This is a genomic window from Brevibacillus sp. DP1.3A (assembly GCF_013284245.2).
Taxonomy (GTDB): Bacteria; Bacillota; Bacilli; order Brevibacillales; family Brevibacillaceae; genus Brevibacillus.
The window spans coordinates 83,630-96,325 of record NZ_CP085876.1; the positions used below are offsets into that span (position 1 = coordinate 83,630).

A 12,696-nucleotide genomic window follows, 5' to 3' on the forward strand; every position below is an offset into this window, starting at 1 on the left:
TAACCATTTAGGGAGGATACCTCAATGAAAAACATGCAGCAAATGCAACAAATGATGAAGCAAGTGAAAAAAATGCAGGAAGAAATGCAAAAAGCGCAAGAAGGCTTGAAAGATAGAATCGTGGAAGGCTCTGCTGGTGGCGGTGCTATCACTGTGAAAATCGATGGACATAAGCAAATCAAAGACATCGTGATCAAGCCAGAAGTAGTAGACCCTGAAGATGTAGAAATGCTGCAAGACCTGGTGCTCACTGCTGTGAACGATGCACTTCGCAAAGCAGATGAAATGGTAGGCAAGGAAATGGGCAAATTTACTGGAGGCATGAACATCCCAGGCCTGTTCTAAAAATTGGGCAGGAAAAGAGGAGTAGGCGATGTTTTATCCAGAACCGGTCTCAAAGCTCATTGATGGTTTTATGAAATTGCCCGGCATCGGTCCCAAAACGGCTGGGCGGCTTGCCTTTTTTGTGCTCAATATGAAAGAGGACGACGTGCTTGATCTGGCAAAAGCATTGGTCAATGCCAAGCGTCAGCTTCATTACTGCTCGGTCTGCAACAATATTACCGATCTCGATCCATGTCATATTTGTCGGGACAAACGTCGCGACGGCTCGATCATCTGTGTGGTGCAAGAGCCGCGAGACGTGGTAGCGATGGAGAAGACGAGAGAGTTTGAAGGGTATTACCACGTTTTGCACGGGGCGATTTCTCCTATGGATGGGATCGGTCCAGAGGATATTCGCATTCCTGACCTGTTGAAGCGCCTCGGTGACGAGCAGGTGAAGGAAGTCATTTTGGCGACCAATCCGAATATCGAAGGGGAAGCAACAGCGATGTACATTTCCCGGCTGATTAAACCTTTTGGTATTCGCGTGACGCGTATCGCGCACGGCTTGCCAGTCGGTGGAGATTTGGAGTATGCGGATGAAGTGACGCTGACCAAAGCATTGGAAGGCAGACGCGACCTGTAGGTCCCCTACACTCCGCTCCTCCTTCTTCAGGTTCTCGCCACTTTCTCGGTGCTGAAAGGACGACTTTTTAAATATCATCCTAGGGAATTCGATACGTACGAACGATATAGGTTAAAGAAAGAAGACGGGGGCTGCCTGTCTTTTTTTCGTTTCGAAAGGAGGATGCAGTATGCCGGTTATTCGTATGGAGTTTTTGATAGATGCTCCGCAACAGGTCTGCTTCGATGCTGCCAGAAGCATTGATTTGCATATGGAATCGACCGCCAGCACGAAGGAGAGAGCGATTGGAGGAGTAACGAGCGGACTGATAAATCTGGGGGAGACTGTTACCTGGGAAGCCATTCACTTCGGTATCAAGCAGAATTTGACGGTGAAAATCACAGAGATGGAGGTACCGCGCTATTTCGTGGATGAGATGGTTTCTGGCGCATTCAAACGGTTTCATCACACGCATGAGTTCATTCCGATAACGGACAATCAGACGAGGATGATCGATATTTTTGACTACACATCTCCGCTGGGTATTTTGGGGAAGCTCGCGGATTGGTTGTTCTTGGAGGCATATATGACGCGTTTTTTGCGGACGCGCAATGAATATCTCAAGCAAGTAGCAGAAGCACAGATAAAAGCTTTGCCATCCTGATAGAAATGCCGGACTTTTTTGAATGGACGAGACATACAGTGAAATAGGAGCGTGAGGAGATGCTGACAGGACCAGGACTGTCGCTTGCGAGTGGGATACGGCGACAAAAGTCCACTCCATGGGCGATCATGCTGTTTATTGGGTATTGGCTCATGTTTGCTGCGGAGTTATCCATGATTCGTTTTCACAAGGGTGAAGACGGGAAGTGGGTCGCTACCACTATCGGGCAACCGGAGGTATGGCTAGGATTACTTGCATTTGCAGTGACGGTATTTAGCTTCATTGCGACCGTTGGTTTCATTGTGTGCTTGCTAAGAGAAAGACGGCAGAAGACGTCATGGCTATGGCAATATGACGAGCTTTCAGGGAATGATGTGCTGCATATTGTAGCTTGGCTGCATGTGTTTCAAACGGGCGTACTGTTGTTGTATGGGTTTTTACTGGAAGGTACCTTCTTTTCCACCGGTACGATCGGAGGGATATTGGAATCAGCTATTTTCCAACTGTTCCTGTTGATTTTGATTCCGTTGTGGTTTCGTGGACGACTGGGGGAAATCGGTGTTCGCCGACCTGTACGACTAGGCCGGATGCTGTTGATGCTCGCTGCTCTGTTTCTTTTGATTGCACTGGTGCTGGATGCGGTGGTGACTAACCCGATTGCGGACTGGTTTGGACTGTCTCTGTCATCAGAGCGAGAGCAACAGATCGAAAAAGAGATTGTGCAGGCGAAAGAAACGGATATTTTGGCGGCGCTCACCTCACTTCTGGTCATTGGCATATTGGTTCCGATTGCAGAGGAGATTTTGTTTCGCGGCGTGATTCAGACCTATCTGGTTCAGAGAATCGGGCCCATTATGGGTATCTTCCTGAGCAGTCTCTGGTTTGGGCTCCTGCATATGGATCTCGCTTTGTTCGCTCCACTTTTTGTCATTGGACTTTTACTCGGATTCGTTCGACATCGATACCAATCGATCTGGGGAGCAGTTTTGTTGCATGCAGTGAACAACATGACAGGAGTACTTTACTACTTTCACTGAGGGGGAAGCTTGTAGGTGAGTAGGTGGAGAAAAAAAGCGCGGTTCGTGGTGGAATGGAATGATGCGAGCTTGGATGCAGCAGTCAATCAGGCCCGAATAGACTGGCAGCATGCCCGCCATCTTGCGGAGATCAGTGAACCGGATGGCGGCTTGGATGATGTCATTTATTATTTGCATGTGACCGAAAAGCGGTATATGTATTTACTCGCGCAAGCAAAGCGCGAGAGGAATCGCCAACAGGCATAGGAGGAAAAGCCGATGACTACAGGGTGGGTTATAGCACTGATTGTAGTTGGAATTTTGCTGGTGATTGCCGCCAGCAAATCTGTCACGGGCCCGATCAGGTGGATTGGATTTGGGATCATGCAAGTCGTGATTGGCGCACTATTGCTGTTTTTCACCAATCTGGTTGGAGAGTTGGCTAACTTCCACATCCCGATCAACCCAGTGACGGCTCTGCTCGTCGGACTTCTCCGTTTGCCTGGATTGGCAGCGTTGATTGTCATCAAGCTATGGGTTATGTAGAGGTGTATCGATTCGGTTATCCATCGGTAAGCAAAAAAGCAACGCCGCGATCCTCGTATTTCACCCGGCTACGACTTGGCTGACGAAAGGAAGCAAGGAGGGCGAGGAGGCGTGGCAGCGCAACGATCAGCGTTCCGGTAATCAAGGTGAGCGCGTATCCTTCCGAAAGCCACACATAAGTCCCTGCTGCTATCGCCATACTTCCCACGATTACCGTGAGCTCACCGCCCCGATAGACAGATAGCGGGATGGGAAGTGGATAGCCTGCACCCCACCACGGAGAAACGAGCATATCAGCAGTTGTCTTTGGCTTATGGCTGCGTAGAAGGGCATACAGTCGAAATAAGACCAAATGACAGATTGGTATCACGGGTAGAATCGCTAACGTCACAATCAGCGTATAAGCGGGAACTTGTAGCATGAATGAGTGCGAAATAAGGGACAAGCCTATTAACAACAGTTGAAAAAGGTAGCCGACAAATCGCCAGCGAAAACGATAGAGCAGCTTGTAGCTATAGATCGTATGGGCGGCGGTTTCCTTCATGAGAAGTCACTTCCTTTTACAGCGTCTGGATGAATGAAAGTCTGCGTTTCCATTATCGCACAGTCGCAAATCTTGAGAAAGCTTATACAACGAATGATACAAGCCGTTTGTCTAGCATGACTGGACTGACGGCTTTTTGTTATGGGTAGGATAAAAGGAATGATATGGAAACCGATTCGGTAGGGCGTGATGAGGAGGGAAGGGAAGCGTGAGGCTATGGGTCATTTCAGAGGAGGTCGTAGCCAGATGCGGCAATGAGCTTGGAGCGTGTGGGATTGAGCTGACTGTTTACCAAACAGATTTCTCAGATGAAGTCGCTAATGGATTTCTGCTGACAAAAGAGAGTGATGGCAAGCTTTTGCAGGAAAGGATGCAACAGCTGGGAACGGAGCCATGGCTCACACTTGTCTATGGTAGTGACGTGCCATACGACTGGGCGAATACTTTACATACCCAATACAAGCACAACGGAGAGCATGAGGTCATTCGCATGGCGTTATTTACGCACGATCGTGCTTTGCTTGGAGGGGAATCCAATGGGAGGTGGATGCGGTTCCTCTGTAAGCAGCTCGCTCGCTATTCACTGGTGACGATGGTTTGCGGGATGCGCGAAGTGGATGAAGCGCTTCGGCAATTACCGCGCTATTTGGCGTGGAAGGAGCAGTTTTACATTGAACTTGGTGCCAGCTGCGATGAGAAAGGGATTTCTTTGCTGCAAGTTAGTCGCGCGCTCGGTATGGATAAACGAGTCGGTCAGGGCTGGCTCTACCCTTCCCGCCAAGACTCTTCCCTCATTGTTCGATGGCTCGAAAAAGAATGTAGGCTCGTTCTACAAAAAGCGAATATACAGCGGATCGTACTTTGGGGAAAGGACTCGTTATGGGAGCATATGTCTTCTGACTGGTTGGCTGAAAAAGACGTTGCGGTGTACACGGGGGAGGACAAGGCAATTCCGAACAAAAGGATGACGGGTTGGATGCTGTACGATTCGTGGCAAGATGCTGTAAAGGATGCAGATTTGCTCGTGATCGGAAATGCTGCGGGTACGACCATTGCTGAACTGCCGGTACCCGAGCTGGTTAACGTTATGAGGCAGTCCTACGTCATTGATGCGGCAGCTTGTTTCCCTGTGCAGGAAGCCCAGTCCTATTTCCAAGCCTACCGAGCTATCGGCGAAAACACGAACGTTTGGGAATGATGCTGATTATAATGGGGTATAATGGTTGATATATTGAGGAAAAGGGCAGGCGTTTTCACTATGGAAAAAGTTGCTCAGCGATGTATCGTCTGTGAACAAGAGCAGAATGACGGAATCGCCATTTGTGAGCAGTTTATCTGTCAGCGGTGCGAACAGGAAATGGTCAATACCGATGTACAGGATGAAAAGTATCCATTTTTTATTCATCAGATGAGACGCATTTGGTTGCGAAAAGATGCGTGAAGAAAGAAGGCATCGGTGCATTCCGGTGTCTTTTTTTTGCTGGACTCATGCATGTCCAAATCATGCTAAAATAGGGGAATAAAAATAAAGGACGTGAGTCGCGCGTGTTGGAGAGAGATGTTGAATTTCGGGAGCGACAAAAGCGTGCGCCCCTTTATGAACAGCTTGAACGGCACGCCAAGCATCGGCCGCATCCGTTTCATGTGCCAGGACATAAAATGGGCCACAGCTTTGACAACCATGCCAAAAATCGCTTTCAAGACATCTTGGAGTTGGACGTAACGGAAATTAGCGGGACAGATGACCTGCATCAGCCACAAGGTGTCATTGCAGAAGCACAGGCTTTGGCGGCGCAAGCCTTCCATGCGGAACAGACCAAGTTTTTGATCGGAGGCAGTACAGTAGGAAATATCGCCCTCATCATGACGGTATGCAGACCGGGCGATAAGATTCTCGTACAACGTAATTGCCATAAGTCTGTATTCAACGGCATTATGATGGCGAGAGCAACCCCGATCTTTTTAGTACCTGCCGTCGATTTGGCAACAGGAGTCGCTGCGGGTGTAAGGCGCGAAGATGTAGAGCGTGCGCTGCTTGCACACCCCGATGCCAAGGCAGTTTTTTTGACGAATCCGACCTATTATGGAATGGGTATCGATATGGCGAAAATGGCGGCTACTGTCCATCGGTTTGACGTACCGCTTTTGATAGACGAAGCTCACGGTGCCCACTACGGGTTCCATCCTGCCTTTCCGCGTTCTGCTATGCAGGAAGGTGCGGATGCTTCGGTCCAATCGACACACAAAATGGGAACGGCGATGACGATGTCCTCGATGCTGCATATTCAGGGAGAGCGGATTGATCGTGAACGGTTGTTCCGTCATCTCGCCATGCTTCAGTCTTCCAGTCCATCGTATGTGCTAATGGCCTCACTCGATGTAGCCAGGCGTCATCTGGCGCTTGCGGCGACCGAAGAGTGGAACAGGTTGTTGCCGCTTTTGGACAAGTTTCGGGAGCGACTCGATCGACTGGAGTGGCTGAATTGGCCGCGACTGTCCACGAACAGCGTATACGCTACGCTTGACCCGTTGAAGCTGTTTTTCCATTTGCGAACGGCCCAATTCAGTGGGTTTGAGTTGCAGAAATGGATGGAAAAGCACGGGATTTTCTCGGAGCTGGCGGATGACTCTCATGTACTCCTCGCAGCCTCCACAGGAACATCCTCCCGTGACCTGGACGCCTTGTGGAAACTGCTTGAATCGATGGCGCCACAAGTAGAACCGGGGGAGGAACGCATACTTTTGACGGGAGTCGTATCTTCCCATTATTTGCGCGAGCAGGCATTGCCGATGCATGAAGCCGTTGACTGCCCGAGGGAGTCGATTCTTTTGGAGCAGGCTCTGGGACGAATTGTGGCAGAGATGGTGATTCCATATCCGCCAGGGATTCCGGTGCTGGTGCCAGGCGAGCGGATCGATGATGAAAGTCTGGCGATGTTGAAGGAATTGGCGAGAGGACAAACGCGATTCCATGGCGTACAGGACGACCAGCTACAAACGATACAGGTTTTACGATAATCTAAGCAACTGGCCTGCTACAACAGGGGTGGAAGGAGTATGGAAGTGGCAACAGGAAAGAAAGGCCGATTTATTACGATAGAAGGCGGAGAAGGGGCCGGGAAATCTACCGTCATCGCCAAGCTGTACGAAGAGCTGAAGGCGCGGGGAGTCGATGTACTTTTGACTCGTGAGCCCGGTGGAATTGATATTGCTGAAAAAATCCGGGAAATTATTTTGAATCCGGCCCACACGCAGATGGATGAAAGAACGGAGGCTCTCTTGTATGCGGCAGCACGTGGCCAGCATTTGGCGGAAAAGGTGTTACCTGCTTTGGCAGAGGGCAAGCTGGTACTATGCGACCGTTTTATCGACAGTAGTCTCGCCTATCAAGGACATGCGCGGGGATTGGGCATTGATGCTGTCTACCAGATTAACCGATTTGCTGTCGGTGACTGCATGCCGGAATTGACCTTGTTCTTTGATGTACAGCCCGAAATCGGATTGGCGCGGATTAATGCCTCCCGTGGGCGCGAAGTGAATCGTCTCGATCTGGAAGGGATGCGTTTCCATGAGCTTGTTCGGGAAGGGTATCAGCTGGTTATGGAACGCGACCCAGAGCGCTTTGTCGTCATTGATGCCGAGCAGCCGATGGAACATGTATATCAATCTGCTCTACAGGCACTGCTAGACAGATTATAAGGTTCCCTGTACCGCAGAATGATGTACATGCTGTATAATATGTTTAAGCGAAATAACGTACCAAGCCTACGTGTTTTTCATACAATGAAGAAGTCAAATTGGGAATTGATCATGGGAGAAAGGGTGATAGCCGATGAAAATGGTAGTTGCGGTCGTCCAAGATAAAGATAGTGGTCGTCTGTCTCAACAACTGGTGAAAAAAGGTTTTCGTGCTACGAAGCTGGCTAGTACGGGTAGCTTTTTACGCGCCGGTAACACAACTTTTTTGATCGGTACGTCTGACGAAAGCGTGCCGGAAGTAATCGACATCATTGCGCATAATTGCAAATCCCGCAAACAAATGGTCACTCCCGTCTCTCCACTCAGTAATGCTGTAGACTCATTCATGCCATATCCGCTGGAAGTACAGGTGGGTGGTGCGGCAGTATTCGTATTGGATGTCGGAGAGTTCCACTCATTTTAACGTGGTTCCTTCTCTCTTTTTTCGTAACTTTCGTATATACTTGATCTCACGGGGATAAACCCTGTATTGGATCGGGCGACGGAGGTGGCGATATGAAAATCAGTGATGGGTTACGGCCTAAACTGGACTTGATTAAAACGACGGATTCACGCAAGAATCCTCAACTGGAAAAGCTGAATTTTGGCACGATGATTCAAGGAGAAGACGAACGTATGTCTCAGGAGAAGCTTACCCGGCTACTGACAGACATAGACAGGCAGGGACAGATTCTTGCTCGTTCCCGCGCCGTTCGTGACTTCTATGCTTATAAAAATCTCGTCAAGCAGTTCATGGAAGAGGCTGTGAAGTTCGGTATTGCCTTAGACGATAGACGAGGAATGAATCGACGTGGTCGCAGTAGGCTGTACAAAATCGTCAAAGAGGTGGATGCAGAGCTGCTCAAACTGACAGATGAGCTCTTGAGCGAGCAGGCACCAACGATTGATTTGTTAGCTAGGATTGGCGAAATCCGCGGCATGTTGATCAATTTGTATTTTTAGTGGGTGTGAAACCATCATGACATGGACCCGTTTTTCTCAGCAGCCACGAGCACAGGAACTGCTGTATCATAGTTTGCGCAACGAACGACTGGCACACGCCTACTTGCTGGCGGGTCCCAAAGGTTCAGGTAAAAAGCAGATGGCCCTGCATCTGGCGAAGTCCCTTTTTTGTTCGGAAAGGGAGGCAGACGCCTGCGGGGCCTGTGTTACATGCAGGCGCATAGAGGGTGGTAATCACCCGGATGTGTTGTTTATTACGCCTGATGGGGCTTCGATTAAAATCGACCAGATCCGTTCGCTGCAAAAAGAAATGGCGATGCGCGCCGTCGAGTCATCACGCAAGGTATATATCATCGAGCACGTCGATAAAATGACGACACAGGCTGCCAACAGTCTGCTCAAGTTTCTGGAGGAACCGCCCGCTGGTGTACTGGCCCTGCTTTTAACAGAGCATAGCCATGCGATTCTTCCTACGATTTTATCTCGATGCCAAATCGTTCAATTTTCACCACTTTCTGCAGAATCGATTGCGGAAAAGTTGCGTGCAGAGGGCGTTTTGGCGGGAATGGCGCAGGTTGCTTCCCACATTACGACAAATGTGGAAGAAGCCATGACACTCAGCCAATCAGAATCGTTTGCACAGCTAAGAAATCTAGTGATACAATTGGTGCAGGAGTGCAAACAGCGCAATTCATCTGCACTCTTAACGATCCATGATATGTTGCAAAAGAGCGACAAAAGTAAAGAGGAACTACCCCTCTTTTTAGATTTGCTCATCCTTTGGCTGCGCGATATCCTGTATTTGCAAGTAGGCAGGCATGCCCATCTCATTAACAGCGACCAACAGGATGTGCTGCAAGGACAAGCACTGGTATGGACAAAAGCTGAGCTCTTGCGTGGGATAGATTTGGTCATGGAGACGAAAAATCGGATAGAGCGAAATGCCAACGCACAGTTGGCTCTTGAGCGGTTGGTTCTTCAATTCCAGGAGGGATAACCCTTGTACGAGGTTGTTGGGGTCCGCTTTAAGAAAGCGGGCAAAATATATTACTTCGACCCTGACCGACTGCCGATTGAGCAAGACTGCACCGTCATCGTTGAAACGGCGCGAGGGGTCGAATTTGGCAAGGTCGTCATTGGCAAAAAAGAAGTGGCTGAGTCTGATGTCGTATTGCCGCTGAAAAAGGTCATTCGGATGGCAGACGAGCGAGATGCAAAACAGGTGGATGAAAACAAGCAAGCCGCCAAGAATGCTTTTGCTGTATGTCAGACGAAGATCAAAGAGCACAAGCTCGATATGAAGCTGGTCGATGTGGAATACACGTTTGACCGCAACAAGATTATCTTTTATTTTACCGCTGACGGTAGGGTTGATTTCCGTGAGCTGGTAAAAGACCTCGCCTCCGTATTCCGTACCCGAATTGAGCTTCGCCAGATCGGTGTGCGTGACGAAGCCAAAATGCTCGGCGGGATCGGGCCTTGTGGCAGGTTGCTTTGCTGTTCGACGTTCCTCGGCGATTTCGAGCCTGTCTCGATCAAAATGGCCAAGGACCAAAATCTTTCGTTGAATCCAGCTAAAATCTCTGGTCTGTGTGGCCGGTTGATGTGCTGTTTAAAATACGAGAACGACAACTATGAAAGCTCGAAGGATGAGATGCCGGACGTCGGCAAATTGGTCACCACCCCGATGGGGAATGGACGAGTCGTTTCCGTAAACGTACTTGATCAATCTGTCCAAGTAGAGCTTTCAATCGACAAACGTGTCACCGAATTCGGATTGGATGAGATTGCGATAGGTCTCCCCACCTTTGAATAAAGCGTGGGGGTAGGGGAGAGGTGAGCTAGTGGACAAACGGGAAATCTTCGTCAAGATGGCGAGTATTGAAGAACGTATTGGTGACCTTTATAAAGAAATTGGTGAACTGAAAGACGTCATCGTTGTTTTGATGGAGGAAAACGCCCAATTACTCGTTGAAAACCAGCACCTTCGCACCCGACTAGACAGGAAAAAGACCGGCTCCCAAGCAAAACAAAAGGGAACAAGCCCTGTCGCGAAGGAAAAAGCCAAAAAGGCAGTGGTTGGAGAAGGATATGACAATCTCGCTCGTTTGTACGCGGAAGGATTTCATATCTGCAATGTGCATTTCGGCAGCCTGCGAAAAGAAGGGGATTGCCTGTTCTGTCTCTCATTCCTGAGCGGCGGCCCTCAAAAATAAGCGGTGAGTAACCAGCACCACATGAAAAAGCGACCTGGGCCACGTGTCAGGTCGCTTTTTTCCGGATAGGAATAATAAGACAAGAACAAAAGGGAGTACGAGCCGTAGATGGAACCTGTCACCAACGTGCCGCTTTACGAAACCGAGCGCATCGATGATTTATTGACACATGAAATGAAAATAATCCAAAGCCACGAAGTTTTTTGCTTCTCGATGGACGCGGTTCTTTTGGCGCGATTCGCATCGGTGCCAAAGCGCGGAAAAGTATTGGATATGTGCACGGGCAATGGAGCTATACCGCTCATTATGACCACGCGTACGCCAGAAGCCAGTTTTGATGGGATCGAAATTCAAGATCGTTTGTTCAGTATGGCAAGCCGCAATGTGACATTGAATGGTTTGAACGAACGAATTACGATGCATCATGGCGATGTGAAGGATGCGGTGTCGTTGTTTGGGCACGGGAATTTCGATTTGATCACGTGCAATCCGCCGTATATGCCTGCGACCAGTGGGGAGAAAAACATCAGCGAGCACTTTGCGATCGCCCGTCATGAGATTATGCTGTCCTTGGAGGATGTCATTCGCGTGGGGAGCCAGTTGCTAAAAAACGGCGGGAAGCTGGCGCTCGTGCATCGATCCACACGTTTGATTGACATCGTTTCGCTTATGCGCCAATATGGCATCGAGCCGAAACGGATGCGTCTGGTTTATCCGCGTAGGGAAGCAGAGCCGAATATGGTTCTGATCGAGGGAATAAGGGGTGGAAAGCCGGAGCTGAGAATTCAGCCGCCGCTGATTGTGTATGAAAATGGAGAGCAATACTGTGAAGAACTACAGGAAATCTATTATGGCAGACGAGATTCCCTCGAGTAAGAGTCACTATGTCTACATCCTCTCCTGTGCGGATGGGACACTCTACACCGGATATACGACAGAGCTGATCCGTCGCTTGGCTGCTCATAATGAAGGAAAAGGTGCCAAGTACACGAGAGGACGCGGGCCAGTGGAGTTGCTCTATTGGGAAGAAGGAGCAGATCGTTCCTGGGGTCTCAAGCGTGAAGAGAGCATCAAACGATTAACGCGCAAGAAAAAAGAAGAATTGATTGGAGGGGCCTCCGAATGAATGTGCAACGCAGTTTTGCGTCAGAAGAAGCAGGAGTCCTTTATTTGGTGGCTACACCCATTGGCAATCTCGATGATATCACGGTGCGGTGTCTAAATACGTTGCGTGAAGTCGATGTCATCGCGTGTGAAGATACGCGCCAGACGAGAAAGCTGCTGAATCATTTTCAAATCGAAAAACGTACGGTCAGCTATCACGAGCATAATAAAGAAGCAAGTGGAAATGGGCTGTTGCAGTGGCTTGCCGAGGGCAAGAAAATTGCCTTGGTAAGCGACGCTGGCTTGCCAGCAATTTCCGACCCGGGTGCTGAGCTAGTACGAGATGCGACCGCAGCGGGATTTTCTGTCATCCCCGTTCCAGGTGCCAATGCGGCATTGACAGCTTTGATTGCTTCTGGTCTTCCTACAGATCGCTTCCTATTTTGCGGATTTATGGGACGCGAAAACAAAGAAAGACGCGAAGAGCTGGAACGACTGAAGCGATATCCAGAAACGCTGATTTTTTATGAAGCTCCCCATCGAGTGGAAAAGACGCTTGCTGCCATGCGGGAAGCGTGGGGGAATCGGCGAGCTGTCCTGGCGAGAGAGCTGACAAAGCGCTACGAAGAATTTGCGCGCGGGACATTGGATGAGCTGCTGGAATGGCTCAGAAGCGGCGAGGTGCGCGGTGAGTTTTGTGTCATTGTCGAAGGGAACACAGGGCCGTTGGAAGCGGAAGTCGATGATACATGGTGGCAATCGCTGAGTATCGTGGAGCACGTGGATCATTACTGTGCACAAGGCATGGGGAAAAAGGAAGCCATCAAGCAAGCAGCCGATGATCGAAACGTATCCAAACGAGATGTTTACAACGAATATCATCGTGAATAGAAGGTAAGGAATGAGCGAAGCTGGCCGATACGGTCGGCTTTTTTCTTTTCGTCATCTCGACGGGT

Annotated in this window: 19 protein-coding genes; 18 read left to right on the top strand and 1 reads right to left on the bottom strand. The window is 49.4% G+C overall.

Features of this window, described 5'->3' with window-relative positions:
* Positions 1 to 33: 33 nt before the first annotated feature.
* The 6 genes from HP399_RS00500 (at position 34) to HP399_RS00525 (ending at position 3,175) form a co-directional block, all read left to right on the top strand.
* A complete protein-coding gene (locus HP399_RS00500) occupies positions 34 to 345 on the top strand; it encodes a YbaB/EbfC family nucleoid-associated protein (RefSeq protein WP_041749751.1) in 312 nt (103 codons plus the stop codon).
* A 28-nt stretch (positions 346 to 373) separates the two neighbouring features.
* Complete coding sequence (gene recR / locus HP399_RS00505; RefSeq protein WP_012683846.1) at positions 374 to 970, top strand: recombination mediator RecR; 597 nt, start codon at positions 374 to 376, stop codon at positions 968 to 970.
* A 169-nt stretch (positions 971 to 1,139) separates the two neighbouring features.
* The gene (locus tag HP399_RS00510; RefSeq protein WP_173620766.1) at positions 1,140 to 1,613 is read left to right on the top strand and encodes an SRPBCC family protein; all 474 of its coding nucleotides are present in this window, start codon (positions 1,140 to 1,142) and stop codon (positions 1,611 to 1,613) included.
* Between the two features lie 59 nt (positions 1,614 to 1,672).
* On the top strand, positions 1,673 to 2,650 hold the full coding sequence (locus tag HP399_RS00515; protein WP_173620765.1) for a CPBP family intramembrane glutamic endopeptidase: 978 nt from the start codon (positions 1,673 to 1,675) through the stop codon (positions 2,648 to 2,650).
* 15 nt (positions 2,651 to 2,665) lie between these two features.
* On the top strand, positions 2,666 to 2,896 hold the full coding sequence (locus HP399_RS00520; RefSeq protein ID WP_173620764.1) for a DUF2508 family protein: 231 nt from the start codon (positions 2,666 to 2,668) through the stop codon (positions 2,894 to 2,896).
* Between the two features lie 12 nt (positions 2,897 to 2,908).
* On the top strand, positions 2,909 to 3,175 hold the full coding sequence (locus HP399_RS00525) for a pro-sigmaK processing inhibitor BofA family protein (protein WP_007719887.1): 267 nt from the start codon (positions 2,909 to 2,911) through the stop codon (positions 3,173 to 3,175).
* Positions 3,176 to 3,191: 16 nt separating this feature from the next.
* Here HP399_RS00525 and HP399_RS00530 read toward each other — a convergent pair whose 3' ends face one another.
* Positions 3,192 to 3,719 (bottom strand): hypothetical protein, encoded by a 528-nt coding sequence (locus HP399_RS00530; RefSeq protein ID WP_173620763.1) that lies wholly within the window; start codon positions 3,717 to 3,719, stop codon positions 3,192 to 3,194.
* A gap of 208 nt (positions 3,720 to 3,927) precedes the next feature.
* Here HP399_RS00530 and HP399_RS00535 point away from each other — a divergent pair, with 208 nt between their 5' ends.
* The 12 genes from HP399_RS00535 to rsmI all read left to right on the top strand — a co-directional run bounded on the left by HP399_RS00535 (position 3,928) and on the right by rsmI (position 12,631).
* Positions 3,928 to 4,917, top strand: a complete 990-nt coding sequence (locus HP399_RS00535) for a hypothetical protein (RefSeq protein ID WP_173620762.1) — start codon at positions 3,928 to 3,930, stop codon at positions 4,915 to 4,917.
* Positions 4,918 to 4,977: 60 nt separating this feature from the next.
* Positions 4,978 to 5,160: a sigma factor G inhibitor Gin gene (locus tag HP399_RS00540; protein ID WP_007719893.1), complete on the top strand. Its 183-nt coding sequence runs from the start codon at positions 4,978 to 4,980 to the stop codon at positions 5,158 to 5,160.
* 104 nt (positions 5,161 to 5,264) lie between these two features.
* Positions 5,265 to 6,737 (top strand): aminotransferase class I/II-fold pyridoxal phosphate-dependent enzyme, encoded by a 1,473-nt coding sequence (locus HP399_RS00545; protein ID WP_173620761.1) that lies wholly within the window; start codon positions 5,265 to 5,267, stop codon positions 6,735 to 6,737.
* 39 nt (positions 6,738 to 6,776) lie between these two features.
* Complete coding sequence (gene tmk / locus HP399_RS00550; protein WP_017246923.1) at positions 6,777 to 7,418, top strand: dTMP kinase; 642 nt, start codon at positions 6,777 to 6,779, stop codon at positions 7,416 to 7,418.
* Between the two features lie 133 nt (positions 7,419 to 7,551).
* The gene (locus tag HP399_RS00555) at positions 7,552 to 7,881 is read left to right on the top strand and encodes a cyclic-di-AMP receptor (RefSeq protein WP_007719896.1); all 330 of its coding nucleotides are present in this window, start codon (positions 7,552 to 7,554) and stop codon (positions 7,879 to 7,881) included.
* A gap of 92 nt (positions 7,882 to 7,973) precedes the next feature.
* A complete protein-coding gene (locus HP399_RS00560; RefSeq protein ID WP_007719898.1) occupies positions 7,974 to 8,420 on the top strand; it encodes a YaaR family protein in 447 nt (148 codons plus the stop codon).
* A 16-nt stretch (positions 8,421 to 8,436) separates the two neighbouring features.
* Positions 8,437 to 9,417 (top strand): DNA polymerase III subunit delta', encoded by a 981-nt coding sequence (gene holB, locus HP399_RS00565; protein WP_047074446.1) that lies wholly within the window; start codon positions 8,437 to 8,439, stop codon positions 9,415 to 9,417.
* A 3-nt stretch (positions 9,418 to 9,420) separates the two neighbouring features.
* Positions 9,421 to 10,236 (top strand): PSP1 domain-containing protein, encoded by an 816-nt coding sequence (locus tag HP399_RS00570; protein WP_012683857.1) that lies wholly within the window; start codon positions 9,421 to 9,423, stop codon positions 10,234 to 10,236.
* A gap of 28 nt (positions 10,237 to 10,264) precedes the next feature.
* The gene (gene yabA / locus HP399_RS00575; protein WP_007719903.1) at positions 10,265 to 10,636 is read left to right on the top strand and encodes a DNA replication initiation control protein YabA; all 372 of its coding nucleotides are present in this window, start codon (positions 10,265 to 10,267) and stop codon (positions 10,634 to 10,636) included.
* Positions 10,637 to 10,744: 108 nt separating this feature from the next.
* Positions 10,745 to 11,512 (top strand): tRNA1(Val) (adenine(37)-N6)-methyltransferase, encoded by a 768-nt coding sequence (locus HP399_RS00580; protein WP_173620760.1) that lies wholly within the window; start codon positions 10,745 to 10,747, stop codon positions 11,510 to 11,512.
* On the top strand, positions 11,487 to 11,762 hold the full coding sequence (locus HP399_RS00585; RefSeq protein WP_007719905.1) for a GIY-YIG nuclease family protein: 276 nt from the start codon (positions 11,487 to 11,489) through the stop codon (positions 11,760 to 11,762). Before HP399_RS00580 ends, HP399_RS00585 begins: the two co-directional genes overlap by 26 nt.
* Positions 11,759 to 12,631 (top strand): 16S rRNA (cytidine(1402)-2'-O)-methyltransferase, encoded by an 873-nt coding sequence (rsmI, locus tag HP399_RS00590; protein WP_173620759.1) that lies wholly within the window; start codon positions 11,759 to 11,761, stop codon positions 12,629 to 12,631. The genes HP399_RS00585 and rsmI overlap by 4 nt, the downstream gene beginning before the upstream one ends.
* The last annotated feature ends 65 nt before the right edge of the window (positions 12,632 to 12,696 follow it).

What these genes read in the sequence shown, in the direction of transcription:
- HP399_RS00500 (WP_041749751.1), top strand. Translation starts at nt 34, where the DNA reads ATGCAGCAAATGCAACAAATGATGAAGCAAGTGAAAAAAATGCAGGAA.
- recR (WP_012683846.1), top strand. Translation starts at nt 374, where the DNA reads ATGTTTTATCCAGAACCGGTCTCAAAGCTCATTGATGGTTTTATGAAA.
- HP399_RS00510 (WP_173620766.1), top strand. Translation starts at nt 1,140, where the DNA reads ATGCCGGTTATTCGTATGGAGTTTTTGATAGATGCTCCGCAACAGGTC.
- HP399_RS00515 (WP_173620765.1), top strand. Translation starts at nt 1,673, where the DNA reads ATGCTGACAGGACCAGGACTGTCGCTTGCGAGTGGGATACGGCGACAA.
- HP399_RS00525 (WP_007719887.1), top strand. Translation starts at nt 2,909, where the DNA reads ATGACTACAGGGTGGGTTATAGCACTGATTGTAGTTGGAATTTTGCTG.
- HP399_RS00530 (WP_173620763.1), bottom strand. Translation starts at nt 3,719, where the DNA reads ATGAAGGAAACCGCCGCCCATACGATCTATAGCTACAAGCTGCTCTAT.
- HP399_RS00540 (WP_007719893.1), top strand. Translation starts at nt 4,978, where the DNA reads ATGGAAAAAGTTGCTCAGCGATGTATCGTCTGTGAACAAGAGCAGAAT.
- tmk (WP_017246923.1), top strand. Translation starts at nt 6,777, where the DNA reads ATGGAAGTGGCAACAGGAAAGAAAGGCCGATTTATTACGATAGAAGGC.
- HP399_RS00555 (WP_007719896.1), top strand. Translation starts at nt 7,552, where the DNA reads ATGAAAATGGTAGTTGCGGTCGTCCAAGATAAAGATAGTGGTCGTCTG.
- HP399_RS00560 (WP_007719898.1), top strand. Translation starts at nt 7,974, where the DNA reads ATGAAAATCAGTGATGGGTTACGGCCTAAACTGGACTTGATTAAAACG.
- holB (WP_047074446.1), top strand. Translation starts at nt 8,437, where the DNA reads ATGACATGGACCCGTTTTTCTCAGCAGCCACGAGCACAGGAACTGCTG.
- HP399_RS00580 (WP_173620760.1), top strand. Translation starts at nt 10,745, where the DNA reads ATGGAACCTGTCACCAACGTGCCGCTTTACGAAACCGAGCGCATCGAT.
- HP399_RS00585 (WP_007719905.1), top strand. Translation starts at nt 11,487, where the DNA reads ATGGCAGACGAGATTCCCTCGAGTAAGAGTCACTATGTCTACATCCTC.
- rsmI (WP_173620759.1), top strand. Translation starts at nt 11,759, where the DNA reads ATGAATGTGCAACGCAGTTTTGCGTCAGAAGAAGCAGGAGTCCTTTAT.